Annotated in this window: 15 protein-coding genes; 2 read left to right on the forward strand and 13 right to left on the reverse strand. The window is 33.9% G+C overall.

Annotation, left to right across the window (positions count from 1 at the left end; translation table 11 throughout):
• The 8 genes from VB798_RS19550 to VB798_RS19585 all read right to left on the reverse strand — a co-directional run.
• Positions 1-506: IS110 family transposase (locus VB798_RS19550; protein WP_323688922.1), on the reverse strand; the 506-nt coding region annotated here is incomplete at its 3' end.
• 332 nt (positions 507-838) lie between these two features.
• Complete coding sequence (locus tag VB798_RS19555; RefSeq protein ID WP_323688923.1) at positions 839-2,071, reverse strand: dicarboxylate/amino acid:cation symporter; 1,233 nt, start codon at positions 2,069-2,071, stop codon at positions 839-841.
• A gap of 123 nt (positions 2,072-2,194) precedes the next feature.
• Complete coding sequence (locus tag VB798_RS19560) at positions 2,195-2,629, reverse strand: SRPBCC family protein (RefSeq protein WP_323688924.1); 435 nt, start codon at positions 2,627-2,629, stop codon at positions 2,195-2,197.
• A 62-nt stretch (positions 2,630-2,691) separates the two neighbouring features.
• The gene (locus VB798_RS19565; RefSeq protein WP_323688925.1) at positions 2,692-3,027 is read right to left on the reverse strand and encodes a hypothetical protein; all 336 of its coding nucleotides are present in this window, start codon (positions 3,025-3,027) and stop codon (positions 2,692-2,694) included.
• A 114-nt stretch (positions 3,028-3,141) separates the two neighbouring features.
• Complete coding sequence (locus VB798_RS19570) at positions 3,142-3,498, reverse strand: tRNA-binding protein (RefSeq protein WP_323688926.1); 357 nt, start codon at positions 3,496-3,498, stop codon at positions 3,142-3,144.
• 574 nt (positions 3,499-4,072) lie between these two features.
• A complete protein-coding gene (gene gloA2 / locus VB798_RS19575) occupies positions 4,073-4,462 on the reverse strand; it encodes an SMU1112c/YaeR family gloxylase I-like metalloprotein (RefSeq protein WP_323688927.1) in 390 nt (129 codons plus the stop codon).
• Between the two features lie 182 nt (positions 4,463-4,644).
• On the reverse strand, positions 4,645-5,145 hold the full coding sequence (locus VB798_RS19580) for a DinB family protein (RefSeq protein WP_323688928.1): 501 nt from the start codon (positions 5,143-5,145) through the stop codon (positions 4,645-4,647).
• An 88-nt stretch (positions 5,146-5,233) separates the two neighbouring features.
• Positions 5,234-5,923 (reverse strand): helix-turn-helix transcriptional regulator, encoded by a 690-nt coding sequence (locus tag VB798_RS19585; protein ID WP_323688929.1) that lies wholly within the window; start codon positions 5,921-5,923, stop codon positions 5,234-5,236.
• Between the two features lie 386 nt (positions 5,924-6,309).
• Between VB798_RS19585 and VB798_RS19590 the strand changes: the two genes are divergently transcribed.
• Positions 6,310-7,968, forward strand: a complete 1,659-nt coding sequence (locus VB798_RS19590) for a 7TM-DISM domain-containing protein (RefSeq protein WP_323688930.1) — start codon at positions 6,310-6,312, stop codon at positions 7,966-7,968.
• A gap of 141 nt (positions 7,969-8,109) precedes the next feature.
• Entirely contained in the window at positions 8,110-8,466 is a 357-nt protein-coding gene (locus tag VB798_RS19595; protein WP_323688931.1) for a LytR/AlgR family response regulator transcription factor, read from the forward strand.
• A gap of 181 nt (positions 8,467-8,647) precedes the next feature.
• On the opposite strand, the gene VB798_RS19600 is transcribed toward VB798_RS19595, so the two are convergent.
• From VB798_RS19600 to VB798_RS19620, 5 genes are all read right to left on the reverse strand, one after another.
• The gene (locus tag VB798_RS19600; RefSeq protein ID WP_323688932.1) at positions 8,648-9,223 is read right to left on the reverse strand and encodes a hypothetical protein; all 576 of its coding nucleotides are present in this window, start codon (positions 9,221-9,223) and stop codon (positions 8,648-8,650) included.
• 35 nt (positions 9,224-9,258) lie between these two features.
• Positions 9,259-10,896 carry a SusD/RagB family nutrient-binding outer membrane lipoprotein gene (locus VB798_RS19605; protein WP_323688933.1) on the reverse strand — a complete coding sequence of 546 codons (1,638 nt, stop codon included), beginning with the start codon at positions 10,894-10,896 and terminating at the stop codon, positions 9,259-9,261.
• 63 nt (positions 10,897-10,959) lie between these two features.
• Entirely contained in the window at positions 10,960-14,148 is a 3,189-nt protein-coding gene (locus VB798_RS19610) for a SusC/RagA family TonB-linked outer membrane protein (protein WP_323688934.1), read from the reverse strand.
• Between the two features lie 548 nt (positions 14,149-14,696).
• Positions 14,697-16,328: a RagB/SusD family nutrient uptake outer membrane protein gene (locus VB798_RS19615; protein ID WP_323688935.1), complete on the reverse strand. Its 1,632-nt coding sequence runs from the start codon at positions 16,326-16,328 to the stop codon at positions 14,697-14,699.
• 80 nt (positions 16,329-16,408) lie between these two features.
• Positions 16,409-19,585, reverse strand: a complete 3,177-nt coding sequence (locus tag VB798_RS19620; RefSeq protein ID WP_323688936.1) for a SusC/RagA family TonB-linked outer membrane protein — start codon at positions 19,583-19,585, stop codon at positions 16,409-16,411.
• Positions 19,586-19,616 lie beyond the last annotated feature (31 nt).

Genomic DNA, 19,616 nt, shown 5'->3' on the forward strand with positions numbered 1-19,616 from the left:
GCATGAGATTGATTTTTAACACTAGTCTGTTCTGCTTGAAGCATTATTCTTTCCCGACATAGATGTTTCAAGAGTCGCATTTGAATACTTCCCGGTTGCCATAGTTTAAGTTTTCTTTCAAGACCCATTTGAGCGATAGCCTGGGCATCAATGTCATCTGTTTTAGACTTAATATTATGGCTTTGCATAAAGAACTTGACATTCTTTGCTAATTGAACACTCACAGATTTACCTCTTTCTAGTAAATCGAATGCAAGAGCTTCGTAATAAATTCCAGTAGCTTCCATTACATAAATTAATGGAAACTCAGAGTTAGTGAACTTTGAAACCCACTCTTGTAAGGTATGATAACCACTAAGAGAGTTGGGAATCTTTTTAGTACTTTTTACAATGATTTCATCGGTCGAAGTCTTGTGACTAATACAAGCAACAAAACTATCCTTACTGATGTCTATTCCCACACATTGACGTAAAATAGCTTGATTGTTGATTACTTTTTTGCTCATGGTCTTAGATAGATTAAATTGTCTTTTCTCGTCCTATACAAGTTTACCACCATTTTGGTGATGCTTAAGGTGCTGTTGTGACTCTTAGCAATGAGTGATGGGGAATCCCTTGAAATGTACATATCCAAATGGATTGTTTAGACAAGAATCTCCTCTCATCACACAAATGCTAATTTCGGAATTTAATCTATTCGAACATGATTTTTAGTAAGACAAACATACGAGACAAAAAGTAAGGACGAGAACAAATCCAAAAAACTTTTAAATCTTCTAAAACTCGCTATTTTAGGAGAGAATTCGGGATGACTCATGTTTATGAGTAAAATTTTAGTTTATGCTTCACTAAGTGTTTCGCCTTCCCATTTACTGACAACTACTGTGGCAACGGCGTTTCCAACAACCGATGTTGCCGAACGACCCATATCTAAGAAAGGATCTACGCCAAGAAGTAATACCAAACCTTCTTGTGGAAGTCCAAAGAGGGTCATTGTTCCCATAATTACCACCAAACTAGCACGTGGCACACCAGCAATACCTTTGCTCGCTAATAACAGCGTTAGAAGCATTGTGATTTGTTGGTCTAAGTTTAAAGGCATTCCATAAGCTTGCGCAATAAAACCCGTTGCGAAAGTCATATACATCATCGAGCCATCCAAATTAAAACTATAACCCAAAGGCAAAACAAAACCGATGATTCTTTCGCTGATGCCTAAACTTTTCAAAGACTCAATTTGCTTTGGCATTGATGCTTCTGAACTCGCAGTACTGAATGAAAGTAAAATAGCATCTTTCATCGTTGCCATTAAACGCCAGTAAGGGATTTTCAATAAATAGCAAATCAACCAAAGTACCACAAAAATAAAGAAGAGTAAAGCAGCGAAGAAGCAAATAATTAAGTAAGCATAAGATACTAAAACGCCTAAACCATTTTGTGCAATTACATTGGTCATGGATGCAAAAACGGCAAAAGGAGCTAATAACATAATATAGCCTACGATTTTGAAGATGGCTTCGCCAATCCAATCAATGCCTTTTGAGATTTTTTTGCCATGTTCGCCCATTGTTGCTAAAGCAATTCCAAAAACGATTGAAACCATAATGATTCCTAAAGTTTTATTTTCTGCAAAAACTTGAAAGATATTATCTGGAAAAATTTCGAAAAGGAAATCTCTGAAGGTTTTTAGAGGTTTTGCGGTTACTCCAGTTTCAATACCAGAAGCTGGTAATTTCCAAGTGCCAAATTCTCCGGGACGAGTAATATTTACGAAAACTAAGCCAACTAGTAAAGAAAGAATAGTAGCGAAGTAGAAATAAGCTAATGTTTTTAATCCGATTCTGCCTACCAAACGGAAATCACCTAATTTGGCAACGCCTACAGATAAAGTACAAAAAATAAGCGGACCAACAATTAAGTGAATGCTTCTTAAAAAAATATCTCCTAATAGTTTAATGTTCTTACTAACATCAGCAATTTGCTCAACACTTAGTTGAGTGTGCATGATTTGTCCTACAATTATTCCGATAATAAAACCGATGATAATTTTAGTGGTAATGTTTAGCTTCATTTAAGATTAAGTTTGTTTGGGTCGAAATGATGAGATTTTACTCGTTGATTTCAATGAAATGTATTTTGTCAAAACGAATTAACACAAAAAATCCACTCTTTGCAAATTAGAGTGGATTTTGCTTTATTGAAAATATCGTTTATAAATGGGTTTTCTGTATAAAAATTGAAGATAAAGTAAGGGATACATTAGATAATCCGTCAAAATAAAAGGAGTGTTGAATGTTATCTCATCAATAATTACCGTACCCGATTCTTCACTTAGCATTGTATGTTGATGATGCCAATATTTTAGGAAAAATGGGAGTTTCGTTCCTTTGTCAATAAAGTAAATGCTAGATTCTGTCGTTTTTTGTTCAATAATTGAAGAAATCCAATCTTGTTTAAAAAGAATAAAATTTAATTCTAAATGAACAATATCACCTTCGAGACAACCATCAAATTGTCGGACAATAACAGGAGGAAAAGGAGGGGAGAGTGCTTTGAATAAAGATAGATTAAAACCTTTCCAAACATTAAAAAGGCTTTGATTTACTTTAGTTTTAATTTCTATTTTCATGGAATTTTAGCTTAAGTAGCTATGCTATTCCAAGCTGTTTATGATGTTTTGTTATCAATGATTTACCAAGCTTTAGAAGTAAATAAACTAACGATAGCGGCAACAATAGCTTTTACAACACTTACAAAAGCACTAGTAATAAATTCTACAGTTGACTTTACTCCATTCGCAATCCATTGAATCAGGGATTTAGTAAAGTGATTATCAGCAGGTTTTTCAGGCTCTTTTTTTAGCACTTGGTTTGCTTGAATAACTTCAAAATGTTGACTATTGTTTCGTAATGTATCTTGTTTATTACGATGTTTGGTATGCATCACTGTAGAATATTCAATCAATCCAAAACCAGAAGCTTCGGAAAAAACCATTAAAGAAAATATGAAGATAAATATGGTTTTCATTTGATTTAAGATGTTGAGGTTCAATAATACTGCAATTTACTAAAGGTTTTAAAATTGTTATATAATTTGATGAAGTTTAATGCTTTGAAGTGTCTGAAACTTTTTGAAAGATGTTTAGGCAAGTCTAGTTCCATTAGGCACTTTTCTTTCAACAGAAGCCAAAACTACTTCACCATCTGGCAAAACAATTCCTGTTACTAATACTTCTGAGAAAAAATTAGCGATTTGTCTTGGCGGAAAATTCGTTACACAAATTACTTGGCGACCAATCAAATCTTCTTTACTGTAAAGCTTTGTAAGTTGGGCTGATGATTTTTTAATACCTAGTTCATCACCAAAATCAATGGTTAATTGATATGCTGGCTTTTTGGCTTTTGGGAAATCTTTTGCTTCTAAAATTGTCCCGACTTGAAGTTTCACTTTTTCAAAATCTTCCCAAGAAATAGCCTCGTTATTGGTGTTATTTATCATAGATTAATTTGATTAGGTAAATTTCCTTTTTCGTAAAACAGGTATTTTTACGCTAAAATCTTCAATGAAAACTCCCTTATTTTGTTGAAGAAATACATCTAAACATTGAAAAATTAGATGCTACACCTACACTCTGTATGTTTTTCATCATTTAATAAGTACATTTTATACATTTTTTTTACTTCTATCAATCTTTAAAAGCTATGAATGAAAATGTATCTTTTCAGTTGAAGGACGAATCAGGAGATGTGTTCAAGCCAGATGATGTATCATTTGTATTGTATTCACAAGTACTTAATATTCTCTACGTAAAGTTAAAAAATAATTTTAGTGAAATCGTACAAATTGGAGTACCTAAAAGAAAAAAAAGCATACTCCAAGAATGGTTAGATTACCATAATATTTACTATCCGCCTGAGGATTTTTTATGAAATTACAATACCTATTTTCAGTATTAATAACGACTAACCCTTGCAGATTTTTAGTTCAATTACACAATTACCTCTATCCCTTAAAGTGTTGTGGTGCTATTTTTCAAAAGAAAGTAGTACCACTTTTTTAAGCTTGAAATCCATTATTTCTCATAAAACTCAATGGGTAGTCCATCTGGGTCACTTATAAAAAAGAATTGTTTATCAGTGAATTCATCAATTCTGATACTCTCGCAGTCGATATTGAATCCTGTTAAATAATTATGTGTTTCTTGGACATCATTTACTTCAAAAGCTAAATGTCTTAAACCACAAGATTCGGGGCGAGAAGCACGAGCAGGAGGGTTTGGAAATGAGAATAACTCTATTTGATAGATTCCATTTACCGATAAATCTAATTTATAGGAATTTCTTTCGCTTCTGAACACTTCGTTTTCTATTTTGAAACCAAGTATTTCTGTATAAAACTTTTTAGAGATTGTATAATCAGCACAAATAATAGCAATGTGATGGATTTTGTTGATGGCTAACATATTCTTATGTTTTTATTTCAACAAAGATATTGATTGAGCTAGCATTCATCAAATAATAATTATCTAATAATTACCTTACTTGCAGTGGCGGCTGCCCCAATCTCTCATGGCAACATGAGAACTTTTGGTGAAAAAAAACCTCATCTCTTTTTGAGATGAGGTTTGAGTAGGGTCTTTAGCAATTAATATAAGCCCATTTCATCTGCACTTGGTCCATAACAGCCAGGAATTGGAATATCAAGTAAGCGGAGAAAAACACCTAATTGAGCTCTATGATGTACAATTTGACAATAAGCATGGCGAATTGTTTCGCTTTTTGGAGTAGTACTATAAATAGTGTCGCCGTTTCTTAATGTCCAATTATCATTTAGCTGTTCTTCACTGGCAGCTAATAAATGAGCTTTAGCATCTTCAATATTTTTTTCAAAAACCTCTAAAAGTTCAACGGTTGAATTAACTTTCAAGGGTTCATAAGGAGCCGCTGCAAAATCTAATTCGCTAGTAGTTAAAGCAAGTCCAACCCATGAAGGTAACTCTGCAATGTGCGTTGCAAGTGTTAGAACATTCATACTTCTAGGGTGAGGTTGCCAGTTGAATTTTTCATTTGGTACTATTGATAACATTTTACGAGTACTAACCGCTTCTTGGTCTAACTCTTTTAAGAACATTGCAATCATCGTCATGTTGTTTGTTTTTTGGTTGATAATGCAAATAAAACAGACGCTACTGACAACCCTATGTCAGTGATTTTTCAAGAATTTTAAATATAATTTAATAGTTTACTGGAAGTAGTTTCATATAGTCAGACAAAGGAATGTGGTCGTTTTTTTGAAAAGGTATTTGGGTATTTTTAACATCTAAAATTCTGGATACTCTAAAATCACGATAAGTATTTCGCTTATAGCACCAAGCAATTAAATGCCAATTAAAGGCATAAAAAACCAAGCCGATAGGTTCTGCTCGACGATGACTAATTTCGTCTTTGTTATTTTTATAATCAAAATCAATGATTGTTTTAGCAGAGATAGATTGTTGTAAATCAGATAAATATTCATAGTTCTGCTCAATACAAGGAGAAATTTGGTATTTGATATTATCTGAAAGTAAATCAATTTTATCTTTTTGAGCATTCGGCAATACAGATTTTACTTTATTCAAAGCATTTGAGTAATGTTTTTGAATGGATTTATCAGTAAAACGATAAACGATTGATTCCATTAAAAGTAAAGCATTTGCTTCGTCGCTCGTCAAAGAAATAGGCGGAAGAAAAAAACCTTGTACGATAAAATATCCTTTGTTCGGTTCAAAACCTAACGGAATTCCCGACTCATTTAAAGCTTTTAAATCTCTGTAAACAGTACGAACACTGATTTGAAATTTCTCCGCAATTTTTTCGGCTGAAGTATATTTTTTAGATTGTAAAAAAGTGAAAATGCCAAAGAGTCTATCAATACGATTCATGAAAAATTAGTTTAGATTAAGCAGATGAATTCAAATTTATGATAAATAATTTGTTGACTAACTATTATTTATCATAAAACATTGTCTTTGAGTTTGTTGATTTTATTATATCATGTTTAAGAGAAAGAATTGTTAGCTATATATAAACTGTAAAATAGCATAAAAATAAATTCTTGATTGAAAGGGATTTTTTTTCGATTAAATAATTGTTTAAGCGTTCATCTTTATTATCTTTGTTGTAACAACACACTAAAATATATATCATACTATTAAGGTTCATTTTTGTTAAATATGAGATTTTGTTTACCCAACGTTGGGTATTGAGGTCTTGTAATTTAATTACTGTGAATCAATACTATGTAATTTGAATCCGAACTAAGTAATAAATGTTAATTTCTCAATTTCTCAAAAGAATTGTTCTGTTAATTGTATGCTTTTATTTTAATGGGTTAAGTGTATCAGCGAAAGGCATAGATTTATCAAAAACTACTTCTCCGATAGATATTTCGTCTTTTGTAGAGTATTATGAAACGAATAATGTTAAGTTAACACTTCGTGATATTCAACATCGACAGTTTATTGCTCATCCCCAAAAAGCAATTCATTTTGGTTTTTCTGACGTTACTCGTTGGTTTAAAGTTACTTTATATTCTTCAAAAACTACTAATTGGTCATTTGAATGTGGAAATCCATTAATTGAGTATTTTGATGTTTTCATCCCAAATGGAAACAATAATTTTGATATTATACGAGGAGGTTGTTTTGTGGCTAAAGAAAAAAGAAATTATAGCTCAAATCACCCAATTGTTCTTTTTCCTCTATTAGCTAACCAACCCAAGACACTTTATATAAAAATTACTAGCCAAAGAGGTTTTTATACAAAATTTTTAGTAATGCCCGAAAAGGCTCAAGAAATTAAAAGCCGTTCAGACGACCGTAGAAATTGGTTTTTCGATGGGGTTCAACTTTTTGGAAATCTATTGATTGGAATCATTGCTTTTTTCTTACTAAAAACCAATGCCTATAGCGTTTTTGCCTTTTATTCCTTTTGCATTTCTATCACTGTGTTAGGATATCATGAGTCACTTGGAGATTTATTTACCAGTAATCCAATCCTTTCATCGCTTATTAATACTTTTCCTTATCGACTTTTAGTTGTCCCTGAAATCGTTTTAACATTTTATATTTTGCCAATCACTACTCAATTTCCAAGATGGATAAAATGGTATTTATATTTCATTATTCTTGCCACTTTTACCTTGTTATTTGCAATATGTGTAGATTATAATTGGAAGTGGATAAAAATGAATGTTTGGAATTCTGTGCTTGCAGAAATCACAATTCTTTTACTCTTTGTTTATGCTTACTACAAAAAAATCAAACTTGAAGGATACTTTGTCTGCTCTTTTTTATTTAGTTTTTTAGGTTTTTTATTTCTACAATTAAGGTTATTGCAAGTCATTGATTTCGATTGGATTCATCATATTATTTTTCTTGCAGAAATGTCAAAAATTGTATTTTTCATATTTTTAGTCTTTCATTTTTTTAAGCGTATTCAACCTGAAAAAGTAGAAGCTAATACACCAGTTTTGGTAAATACAATTGCTGATTTTTCAGAAGAAGAATTGATTGAAACAAGTAATGTTGATAAAGAACAAAACAAAAAAAATAAGTTAAATAAAGCCTTAAAAACAACAAAAAGGGAGCATGTTTTGAGTCCACCAGATGATGTTTTTTTACAAAGAATAGATGAAATAATTGAAAATAAACTTTCAGATAGCACTTTCAATATTGTTGATTTAGCAGATGCTTTGAACCTGAGTGCGGTTCAATTAAGAAGAAAATTAAAGATACAGACTAATCAAACAACAGTAGAATACATCAGAAATTATCGATTAAAAAAAGCTGCCGAATTATTAAAAAATCGTAATGGAAATATCTCAGATGTTGCCTTTCAAGTAGGTTTTGAAAGTCTTTCATATTTCACAAAGGTTTTTCAAGAATTTTATGGAAAATCACCCTCTGATTGGTTGAAAACGCATTAATAGTACTTTACCTAGTATTGTTTATTCAAAATAGTATTTTTTTTGGTAAAATGTACTAAATGAGCTAATTTTTGTCGATTTCGAGCTAATAACCTAAGAACTAAAAATTGCATTTTTGTAATAGTAATACTTGCCAAGATTATGAAAAAATTATACCTAACAAAAAGTAGTCAAATCGCTCTAAACGAAATTTTATATTTAAAGAGTGATGAAAACTACACGACTGTCCATACCACAAATCAAGAACGTTTGCTTGTGGCTCGTACTTTAAGAGTGATGCAAGAAAGGATAAATGATGAATTCACGTTTATACGCATAAGCAACAATCATGTAGTGAATATTGCCTTTATGAATGGATGGAGAAAGGAAGATAAAAAGTTAGTGATAATTCTGGAAGATGGTCAAGAATTAATTGTATCAAGAAGAAGAATAAGTGAGTTCAGAGAAGCTATTAGGAAAACGCCTAAGGCAATTTTATTGAAGAAGAAGTCAAGATAAAGTTAAACACATAAAGACATTCTAATAAGTAATGTCATTGTCTCTCAAAAACCTAACACACCCAAAGTAGAATCTAGTTTTCTGGATTCTTTGCCTGCTAATAAAGTTTTTACTTTAGTGGCAGGTTTTTTTATTAAAGGCATCACCCAAAACAAATGTTTCGGATGATGCCTTTTTAATACTATTGCAAAACGTTTACTCTGTAAAAGAATGGTGAGCTATAAAAGGCTCCACCAGTAATGTTTGCACCAGTGTTAGCAGCATTGTAAGTCTTACCGTTAGTAAGTTTCATCGTGCCAGTAATTTCAAAGCGATCACCTGCTGCAATATCTCCTATAACAAGTTTAGATGCCGCTAAAGCTTCTATTCCTGTTACCGTAATTGTTGCTCTAGGATATCCTGTAATAGCATCTTTAGTAAATGCTGATGCAAGAATTGTTTTAAGAGGGAGTATTGACGTAGTTTTTGTGCCATTTGAAGCAGTAGCATCCACAAACTTTACAAACAATTCATAAGATGCAAAGTCTGCTCCTTTATTTGGCGTTACAGCCTCAGCAACAATCTCCATTTTTGTACCACCCATGTCTGTAATTTTATAGTTGAAAGTAGATGAAGAAACAGGGTATGGACTTACAGTACGGACATATCCACCAGTTTCAAGAGCATCTAAATCAATTGGTTCAACTATTTCGGTTTTGCAAGCTAATATTACTAGCCCGCAAATCATTAAAATTGAATATTTTAAAATGTTTTTCATGATATTTTAATTTTAAGGAAATTCAAAAGCTAATATTATTTGAATAAAGTTGCAGGATTATTATCCCAGAATACCGGAGAAGTCATATTCGCCTTTTGTTTAGCATTTGCGTTTCTACTAACAAATGAAGTAGGATAATAGAAAGAACGAATAAATGCTCCAGGATTTGGGTCTAAAGCTGGCTGTAGGTTTTTAGGCATTCCCGTTCTTCTGTATAAGTTATAAGACTCAATACCATTACCATATAAAGCAAAGTAATATTCAGTCGCTACGATGTTAAGTCTGTCTGCATCTGAAGTCGCAGATGAATAAGCACTTAATACAGCTGTAACATAATTGTTTACCTCGTTAGCCCATACTATATTATTAGCGGCTTCGAAAGTTGCTATTTTTCCTCCTTCAGCAGAAGCTAAGATAAAAGTACGAACATCAGTCATTGATTTACGAACAGCAGATTCCAAAAGCGTTTTAGCATCGCCAGTTGTACCCAATGTAATGGCAGATTCAGCCAACATAAAGTCTGTAAATGAAGACATTAAAATTGGGTGAATTCCAGCACCAGCCGCACCTGTTACTAATGCTACTGGTTTACCATTATCATTGTCGTATTGCCCTCCAGCAGGGTATAATCCCCAAGCTGTTCTTCTTAATCCATCTGGTGGAATACCTTCGTTACTCAAATGGTCACGTCCCCAATACCCTACGTTAGTTGGTAAACAGTAGTAATCTGTTGCAGCGTAGTGGTTAGGTTTTTGATTCGTAATACAACGGATTTCGTTGACATCCTTAGAATTCACAATAACTTGACGATAAAAATATGAACGAATTCTTGGGTCTTTTTTATCATACATACTACCCATGTAGGCATTAGACTGATAATCTCCACCACCTGTTGACGAATATTGACCAGCATATCTAGGATGTCTATTATCTGGGTTTACTTGGTTAATACCAAATTTGAAAGTAAAATTCTGTGAAGTAGATGAAATTAATTTTCCACCAGCTATTAAGCTATTGATTGCTGTTCTTGAACCAGCTGCATCAATCAATCTTTTGTTCAATAAAATTTTCAATTTCAAAGTATTTGCTGCACGAATCCAGTTATCAACATTTCCAGAATAATAAAGGTCTGTTGTTAAACCTGATTTAGATTTAGCTCCGAAGTTCTCAATAGCTTTATCAACATCCGCTAAAGCAGCGGTATATATAGAAGCACCACCATCAGTTTTAGGGTTGAAATTACTTGCATCCAAAGCTTCTGAGTAAGGTACATCACCAAAAGCATCAACTAAGTTTACCATTACAGATGCTCTAAGGAAACGAGCCATACCTGAATGAACAAAAAACTCGCCTTTTTCAGCTAAAGGAATGAGCGTTTTTATATCATTCAAAATACCAGCATAAGCAGTATTCCAAGTTCCATCAAGCCCGCCTGGGGTAACAGCATTATCATAAATGGCAGCTCCAGCATTCAACATTCTGGTTAATCGCATTCCTGGGTCACTTAATTGGTTAAAATGACCTGAGTAACTAATCTGGATTTGGCTCGCTAAGTAGTTTATATCGGTATTTCCAGTTGTTACTGCGTTTGGATTGTCAAGTAAGTCGAGTTTACACGAGCTTACCAGTATGGCTGACAAAACAAACAAATATTTTATGAATTTATTTATCATCTTTTTATGAATTATAATGAAAATATCATTAATTAGAATTCCCTAAGCAATGTTTGTCGTTGTTTAGAAAGTCAATTTCAATGTTCCTCCTAGTCTTCTAGAGCTTGGTCCGGTCAAGAATTCAAAACCTAAACCATTACCTACACCTAAGCCTAAATTGTCTGTATCAAGATTCAAGCCTTTTGGAATGTGTAAAGCTTTATACCATAAGTTATTACCCGACAAACCAATACTTGCTCCTTTAATACCTAATTTACCCAAAAACTTTTTAGGCAAGCTATAAGACAATGATACTTCTTGCAGACGGATGGTTGAACCATCGTAGATTCTACCTTCATCACCAAAGAAATAAACGTTGTTGAAGTTAATATCAGAACCAGTAACTTGGATGTCGTTTGCTGAACCGTCTGCTTTAACACCTGGGAAGATAAAAGTTTGAGCTCTGTCATAACCAGTTTCACTACCTGATTCAATCGTTAAACCACGACCTAACAAAGCACCCGCAGTAGATGAATACAATGCTCCACCATGACGATAAGAAACCATTACATTTAAGCTCAAGCCTTTATAATTGAATCCATTAATCATACTTGAAACAAAGGCTGGGTTAGGATCACCTAAAATCACTGGAGAAGTAGTTGCCTGTAAGTTTCCAGAACCATCAATCAATAATTTACCTTCAGCATTTCTACGGAAACCAGTTCCTTTAATTACGTTGAATGGCTGACCTACGATAGCGTAATTACCCAATGATGAACCAAAACCTGTTACTTGTACTTCTTGGATAGTTCCACCTAAATCTAATACTTCTGGAGTATTGCGTGAGTAAGTCAAAGTTACATCCCACGAGAATGGGCCTTTTGTTACAGGTGTTCCTGTTAAACTAAACTCAATCCCTTGGTTTCTGATTTTACCAACGTTAATTGTAGTACTTGTATAACCTGTAGAAGCATCCAAAGGAGCGCTTGTAATCAAGTTTCTAGTATCTCTACGATACACAGTAAGGTCGAAGCCAATTTTATTATTGAATAATTTACCTTCTAAACCTAATTCAGTTTCAGTATGTAATTCAGGTTTTAGATTTGGGTTACCTAAACTATTATCAACTGAATGTGTTTGAATTGGAGAAGATGTTAACCAACCTCTTGCATTTTGATTTAAGATATTTCTTGTTTGATATGGGTTAGGGAAACCAGCAGATGTACCAACGCCAACTCTAAGTTTTAAGAAATTAAGCGTATTGCTACTTAGATCTTCAAAAGCAGACGTAGGAACAAATGAAAGGCTGGCAGATGGATAAAAAATTCTACGATTTTCAGCCTCTACTGTAGATGTCCAGTCATTTCTTCCAGCTAAATTCAAGAACAAATAGTTGTTATAGTCAGCAGTAATTTCACCGAAAATACCATAACGAGTTTGTTCTGAAGTAAAGTTTGATGCTACGTTATCAATAAAGTTTGAGTGGCGAAATAAATTACGTGCTAATTGGTTCTGGCTTGAGATATTATAGAGAGAGAATCTATCATTTCTCATGTTACCCCCTAATTTAGCTGATAAGCTTAATTTATCAGATACCGTTTTATTGTACGAAAGAATCATTGAGTTATCCCAAATTGTGTTCTTGAAGTTTAGTGTATTGTAAAAACCATTTACAAAAGACACCCCACCTTTGTTTAGTAAAAACTCTTGCGTTTCATCATAAGTATCTAAACCGATTTTATAAATCAAAGCAAGTTCTTTAGTGATATCTAAATTGAATGATGTTGCAGAAAAGAATCGGTTTACAACACCAGTGGTTTTATAATTATTCAATATCCATCTTGGGTTAGGAATATCGTTACCACTTCTAAAATATACAGAGCTACCATCTACTGGGTTTTCGTAAGGCCAGCCCATTAAATCTACTTGGCGTGGTGTAAACATTACGTTTGCCAAAACTGAAGGGAAATCATTGGCATTATTACCTTGTCCAGCACTTAATGGAGGAGATGTTTGGTCTGTATTAGAGAAGTTAAACGAAGTGTTAACCGTCAATTTTTTCGATAATTGAGCGTTTAATCCTAGCCCTAAATTCAATCTTTTCAAACCATTGTTCGGAATATAACCCTGTTCATTGTTATAACCCGCCGATATGTTATAACTAACCTTTTCGCCACCTCCAGAAATGTTCATAGAAGTATTTGCAATAATACCAGTACGGAAAAAATCACTAACGTTGTTAGGGAAGAATTGCATGGTATATGGAGTAACGGATGCTACATACGAAGCCATTGCATCTCTAGCAGCAGCGTTAGTTAAAAATGCGTAAGGGTGAGTTGTTAATGCTGTGTTGGTATTCTGTGAAGCATAATTTTTAGCTTCTTCTAATGAAGGTCCCCAGTTACTAAAGAAGTATCCTAAGTTTTGTTGAAAACCACCCACATAAGAATTTTGGTATCTAGGCAAGTGAGCCGTATTGGTAAAAACAGACTGAGTAATAGAATATTCTGTTTTTCTAGCCTTTTTAGTGCCGTTTTTAGTAGTAATTAAAATTACTCCATTTCTACCTTGGTCTCCATAAGTAACTGTAGCTGCCAACCCTTTCAATACTGTTACGTTTTCGATATTGTTGGGGTCAATATCAAGAAAACGGCTTGAAGACGACTGTCCACCACCTGTAAAACCACCACGAGTATTGGTATTTGAGTTGAAAGGTACACCATCAACAACAAACAAAGGCTGTACAGAACCCGTAATCGAAGAATAACCACGAATCGTAATGTTTGTACCTGTACCAGTAACCCCTGAAGTTGAAGTGATGTTTACACCTGGAATTTTACCTTGAAGTACACGACCGATATCTGATTGAGGTTTGTCTTCAATAACCTTTTTGTCTAATGAAGTAACAGAATAGCCAAGTGCTCGTTTTTCTCTGACAATTCCTTGTGCTGTTACTACTACTTCAGATAATTGTTGATTGTCACTAGTAAGCTGAACATTAATAACAGCTTGACTACCTACTGCGACTTCTTTAGGAGCGAAGCCAACAAATGTGAATCGGATTGTGCCACTCGAATTTACTGGGAGAGAGTAATTTCCATTAGCATCAGTGGTTGTTCCTTTGGTACTACCTTTCAATTGAACAGACACTCCTGGAAGACCTGAGCCATCCTCGGCTGCGGTCACTTTCCCTGTTACTTTTCTGTCTTGCGCATAAATACTTACACAACAAGTCATCATAACGAGGAAAATCGTTAGTAATTTTTTGTTCATTTAATAATTTAGTTTTGGTTTAATTTAGTTTAATGATATTGTGTTATTTCTAACAATATCTAATTTAAAAAATTGTACTTTACCAACCAAGTAATTATTAAAAATATTTAATAATTACTTGGTTGGTAAATGTATTTTCGATTTTTTTATAGACTGGATGATTTTTATGGTTTTTAAATAAGCAAAATTGTGCGACAAAATGTTTTTTTTTAATGATTAATAGCTGTTTTATTGATATAAAATCAATATTTGAAATATGTATAAATTACTTAATACAATGTGGTGTAAAATACTTAATAATAAAAAGAGCAATTAATGATGAATACTTATTTTGAACTTTTCCAATATAGAGAAGCTAAGGGAATTATTAAGTTTATGACATGATGATATCAAAAATGGTATGCAATAAGAGGTTTCACTTATACTATATTAGAGGCGATTATAGCTTTAATGATTGAAATAAGAACTAAAAACAATCTGCTTGAGCGAAAGCCATAAAAAAACCTCCTTAAAAAGGAGGTCTTTTAAAAATACATACTTTTGTAATATTATTTTGGATTTTTTACTGGAGCACTACCAGTAGCAGCAGGGTTATAAGCTAATTCATTATTTGGAACATCCCAATAATCAAGATAACCATAATTGATTGTTGCCTTAGTGTTAATTGTTTTTCCATCTTTTGATATGACTACTGCATTTTTACGACCACTATCTAATATACCCCAACGACGGGCATCATAAAATGAAAGTCCTCTAAAAGCTAAAGCCACTCTTCTTTCCTTGCGTAATTCTTCTTTAACAGTTGCTAAATCAGCTGAAGATATTGGTGCTAAACCAGCACCTTGGTAACTTCTTACAGCATTGATGCTTGTTACTGCACCAGCAATGTCTCCTGTATAAAGTTTAGCTTCGGCTTTCATTAACTCATTTTCTTCATAACTACCAACCATATATAATTCGGCAGCACCAGCTGCACGGTTTGTGTAAACCATTACACCAGGTAAGCCATTTCCTCCGTCTTTAATAGCCCAACGAGTATTGAACGCATTACCACGATCGGAGTTTCCAACCCAAACAGGATATTGATTAAAGTTATTGGCTAAACGCTTATCTCCGGTATTAAAATCTTGAATTAAACGTTCTGAAATTTTATAGGTACCTCCAGAAGCATTAGCACCAACACTTCTTGCCGCTACACTGTAAGATAATGGAGCAAAAATATCACCTGTAGCATTTGTATTGCCAGCAAAAACTGGGTCAGCTGTACCAATACCTGCATTTGTTAAGGTTAAAATATTTCCCCATTGTGCAGCAGTCACTGATGAAGTTGGTGTATTAACCAAGATATTACGAGCTTTCATGGTGTTCAAGTTTTTCACCCATTGTGCTATAGTTGGTACAGCACCTTTACCTCCTTGAAAAAAGCTTGGAACCAACAAGGTCATTACACTTGTATAATCAGCGGCATTGGTAATAGCAGTTAAAGTACTTGCAGCTTTGTCAAAATTGGCATTTGCTTCTTCTATTATCTTTTCTTTTGTTACATAGTTGCCATTCGTTGAGCTTGAAGTATTATTAATTAGACCAGCATAATACATTGAACCAATACGAGAATATGCAAAACCTTTCCAGAAATAAGCCCAAGCTTTGATTGTACTCTTTTTGGTTGCGGCATCTCCTGAAAATGTAGTTTTTTCAACTACTTCTAATACTGAATTTGCTGCATTGTTTAAGCCATACATCATTGACCATTCATGAAAACCGGGGTTGCCACCTTGTTGAGAGTTTACATTTATAGCTCTTAGTAAGGTAATCTGTGCACTTGGCGAATTAGGATTAGCAACTTTGGTGCCATCATCTAAAATTACTTCATTGGGCGCTGAAAGGTTATTCATGTAAGTGTTAGCTGCTTCCGCAGCGACTACATCACCCATCATTTCATGAAAGCCAACAACACCGTTGTAAAAAGCACCAACAACACCGTCGTAATACTTATTTCCAGATGAAGTAAAACCGTTAACATATATTGCGCCCTGCGCTAAACCAATGACACCAGTTTCTGTTGCAGCACTAGCAGGCGTCGGCTGATTTGGGTTTTGAATATCGAGTTGATCTTTGCACGATGTTAATACACTACTTATTAGTAGCAATGACAGTGCGGTTATTTTTATCTTTTTCATTCGTCGAATCTTTTTAACTGAATAATTATTTCTTTTCTTGGAAATGATTTTTCCTTTTAGATATAAATTATGTTTAAGAATTAGAAACCAACATTCAAGCCAATTTGATATGATCGTAAGTTTGGCATTGTGTTATGATCAGTTCCTCTATCCCAAGCAGAGTTATTTGAACCTGATGAAATTTCTGGATCCAAACCTGTGTAATTTGTAATGGTAGCTAAGTTACGTCCTGTTAATACTAACTGAAGTTTTCTAAAACCTTTTAGACCAGTTGCTTTAACTAAGTCAACTGCAATTGAAAGGTTACGTAAACGAGCGAAAGAAGCATCTTCATAAAAATAATTTTTAGTACCATTACGTGAAACTTCTGCATAAACACCACGATAGAAAGCGGACCAAGCACCAGTTTGTCCACCGATAGTAATTGGTACTTGGTAGTCATAATGAATACCATCACGATACATCCATTCTTTTGTTTGGTTGTATAAATGCGCTCCATTTACCCAGTCAATTTGAAAACTTACATTTACTATGTTTTTCCAAGAAAAATCATTGATAAATGACATATTAAATTTGGGATTTGGATCACCAAAGCTGTATTGTTTCGTAGAAAAATATGGTGCTTTAGTAGTTTTATTAACTACCCATCCATTACTTGCTACTTCGTAATTAGCACGTTTATCTGCAGGTATTGCTTCTGTACCATCTGGCAATAATGCATCTAAACTATGTACACCATAAAAGCCATACAATTGCCCAATTTTCTCACCTGCTCTAAGTACATAACCAGTACTACCAGCAGCTGAAGTAACAACTACTTCGGCACCACCTCTTACGGAAGTAATCTCAGAAGTTTGCTTGCCAAAGTTTGTTGTAAAATTCCAAGAGAATTGAGTGTTTTTATAAACATTAGCATTAACAGAGAACTGGAAACCATGTGAGGCCAATGAGAAAGCATTATCTAACAAAGTACCTACACCAGTAGAAGGCGCAGCATCAACTTTATAGATAGCGTTGTCTGTTGTTCTTTTCCAATAACTACCTGAAATCGCTACATCATTCAACCAAGGTGTTCCTTTTGCTAAGGCTAAACCTATATCTGTACCAATTTCTAATTCTTTAGATACTTCCACATTCAAATCTGGATTTGATTGCCCTAATGGGAAGTAGAAACTATTACTAGAGCCAATCGTTTTGGTATTCAAAGTAACGTAGCGGTCGAATGGTTTAGGTTGAATACCTGCTTCTCCATAAGCTGCTCTAATTTTGAACTCTTCAAGCACGTTTGAAACCCTTGAATCTTTCCAGAAATTCATAGCAGATAATCTAACATAACCATCACCACGAGGGAAAGTAAATGGAGTAGATGCAGCACCAAACGCTGATGAATAATCAGTACGGAAACCACCAGAAATACCTGCAAAATCACCAAAGTCAATACGTTGATTTACTAGGTAACCATACGTTACAAATGGCTCTTTGTAATCACTTGCAATACGATTAGTTGGTGTTTGCGAAGCATTGAATGGAGTATAAGTAGGCAATCCTAAACCATAAGTATAATATTGTTTATAGAATTTATCTCTCCAGTCGAACGAAACCTGCGTTGAAGTACGGATTGGAATATTCAGATTGAAATCTTTTTGGAAATCTGTTTTCAAGAATAAAGACCCCATAAAGTTTTGGAAAGTGGTATTGTAATTATATTGATCTAATTCACCAGTTCCATCAGAACCATAGTTAGTGTAAAAATACTGTTGGTCAACTGCATTTTTGTTACCTTCTTGATTCAAATAAGTATAAGTATCTTCTTGGTGTTGGTAGTTGATACCATATTTAGCATCTAATTCAATAAAACGAGGAAATTGATAGTTCAAGTTTAAATTCTGAACAAGGTCAACTTTATGAATCAAAGACTGAGTATATTGATTAACAAAGTTAGGGTTGGCTCCGTTTACCCCTACAGCATCTCCAAAATATACTGGATAATTTCCATCAGCATCTTTGAAATCATAATTAGCAAATGGTCTTGAGTTAAATACAGAATAAATAATACTTCTACCTGATGCATCATTTATTGTATTTTTAGTGTAAATCATTTGCGTAATAGAACGAAGTTTCAAACCTTTTGCTAATTCAGCACCAACATTCAAGGTAAAGTTAGTTCTTCCTAGCCCCCCCAAGTTTTTGAAATTAGTTTCTTGCTGATTGTGTGATAATGAAAGTCCAAAGTCACTTTTGCCATTTCCACCCGAAATTGAGATTGAATTATTATAGTTAGTAGATGGCTTGAAAAACATATTAAAGTGATCGTAATACTGCAAATTTTTGTCGTAAGGTTTATTGATCAACAAAGTTGGGTCAGTACTATTCCATATAACGTTCTCACTATACGAACCATACGTAGGGTCTAAAACTAATGGCTTTCCAGAACCTCCCACTACTTCATTATTAGCGTTGGTCACAAAGCCATGTAAATTTGCTTTTTTAACTCCACCAATGTTCAAATATTCACTTCGAATAACACTTGAAGAAACATCAATACTCAATTGCCCATTTTTACCTTTCTTGGTAAATAGTTGAATTACACCATTAGCACCTTGTGCACCATAAATAGTTGCTGCCGCTGCACCTTGGATAACCTCAACTCTGTCAATAGTGTTAAGGTCAATAGAGTTAAGATCTGTTGTTCCTAATTGGATACCATCCATCAAAATCATTGGGCCTGTACCACGGTTAATCGTGTTGATACCTCTCAGAACGATATTTACAGGCTGTCCTGGCATTCCATTACCACTTGAAATTTGTGCACCTGCAATTTTACCTACTAACGCTTGGTCAATAGAAGCAGAAGGAACTGAAGGTAAATTTTTTGAACTTACTGATTGTACATCAATAGCAAGCTTCCGCTTATCAACAGCAGATCCAGTACCTGTTACAACAACTTCAGATAGTTGTCTGGCATCTACTACAAGTTTTACATCAATTGTTGATTTTGTGCTAATAGCAATCTCCTGTGAGGTCATTCCAACAAAAGAAAATACAAGAGTACCCGTTGCTGGAACAGGTATTGAATAGTTTCCATTGTTGTCTGTTTGAGTACCCTTAGCTGTTCCTTTTAATTGAACAGAGACTCCTGGAAGACCTGAGCCATCTTCGGCAGCGGTCACTTTTCCTGATATTTTTCTGTCTTGCGCAAAAATACTTGCACAACAAGTCATCATAACGAGGAAAATCGTTAGTAATTTTTTCTTCATTTAATAATTTAGTTTTGGTTGAAATTTGTAT

Origin of the sequence: Arcicella lustrica (assembly GCF_034930985.1) — a bacterium.
Classification (GTDB): domain Bacteria; phylum Bacteroidota; class Bacteroidia; order Cytophagales; family Spirosomataceae; genus Arcicella; species Arcicella lustrica.

Bases quoted from the DNA above. Each gene is read 5' to 3' on its own strand.
- VB798_RS19555 (WP_323688923.1), bottom strand. From the start codon at position 2,071: ATGAAGCTAAACATTACCACTAAAATTATCATCGGTTTTATTATCGGA.
- VB798_RS19560 (WP_323688924.1), bottom strand. From the start codon at position 2,629: ATGAAAATAGAAATTAAAACTAAAGTAAATCAAAGCCTTTTTAATGTT.
- VB798_RS19565 (WP_323688925.1), bottom strand. From the start codon at position 3,027: ATGAAAACCATATTTATCTTCATATTTTCTTTAATGGTTTTTTCCGAA.
- VB798_RS19570 (WP_323688926.1), bottom strand. From the start codon at position 3,498: ATGATAAATAACACCAATAACGAGGCTATTTCTTGGGAAGATTTTGAA.
- gloA2 (WP_323688927.1), bottom strand. From the start codon at position 4,462: ATGTTAGCCATCAACAAAATCCATCACATTGCTATTATTTGTGCTGAT.
- VB798_RS19580 (WP_323688928.1), bottom strand. From the start codon at position 5,145: ATGACGATGATTGCAATGTTCTTAAAAGAGTTAGACCAAGAAGCGGTT.
- VB798_RS19585 (WP_323688929.1), bottom strand. From the start codon at position 5,923: ATGAATCGTATTGATAGACTCTTTGGCATTTTCACTTTTTTACAATCT.
- VB798_RS19590 (WP_323688930.1), top strand. From the start codon at position 6,310: ATGTTAATTTCTCAATTTCTCAAAAGAATTGTTCTGTTAATTGTATGC.
- VB798_RS19595 (WP_323688931.1), top strand. From the start codon at position 8,110: ATGAAAAAATTATACCTAACAAAAAGTAGTCAAATCGCTCTAAACGAA.
- VB798_RS19600 (WP_323688932.1), bottom strand. From the start codon at position 9,223: ATGAAAAACATTTTAAAATATTCAATTTTAATGATTTGCGGGCTAGTA.
- VB798_RS19605 (WP_323688933.1), bottom strand. From the start codon at position 10,896: ATGATAAATAAATTCATAAAATATTTGTTTGTTTTGTCAGCCATACTG.
- VB798_RS19610 (WP_323688934.1), bottom strand. From the start codon at position 14,148: ATGAACAAAAAATTACTAACGATTTTCCTCGTTATGATGACTTGTTGT.
- VB798_RS19615 (WP_323688935.1), bottom strand. From the start codon at position 16,328: ATGAAAAAGATAAAAATAACCGCACTGTCATTGCTACTAATAAGTAGT.
- VB798_RS19620 (WP_323688936.1), bottom strand. From the start codon at position 19,585: ATGAAGAAAAAATTACTAACGATTTTCCTCGTTATGATGACTTGTTGT.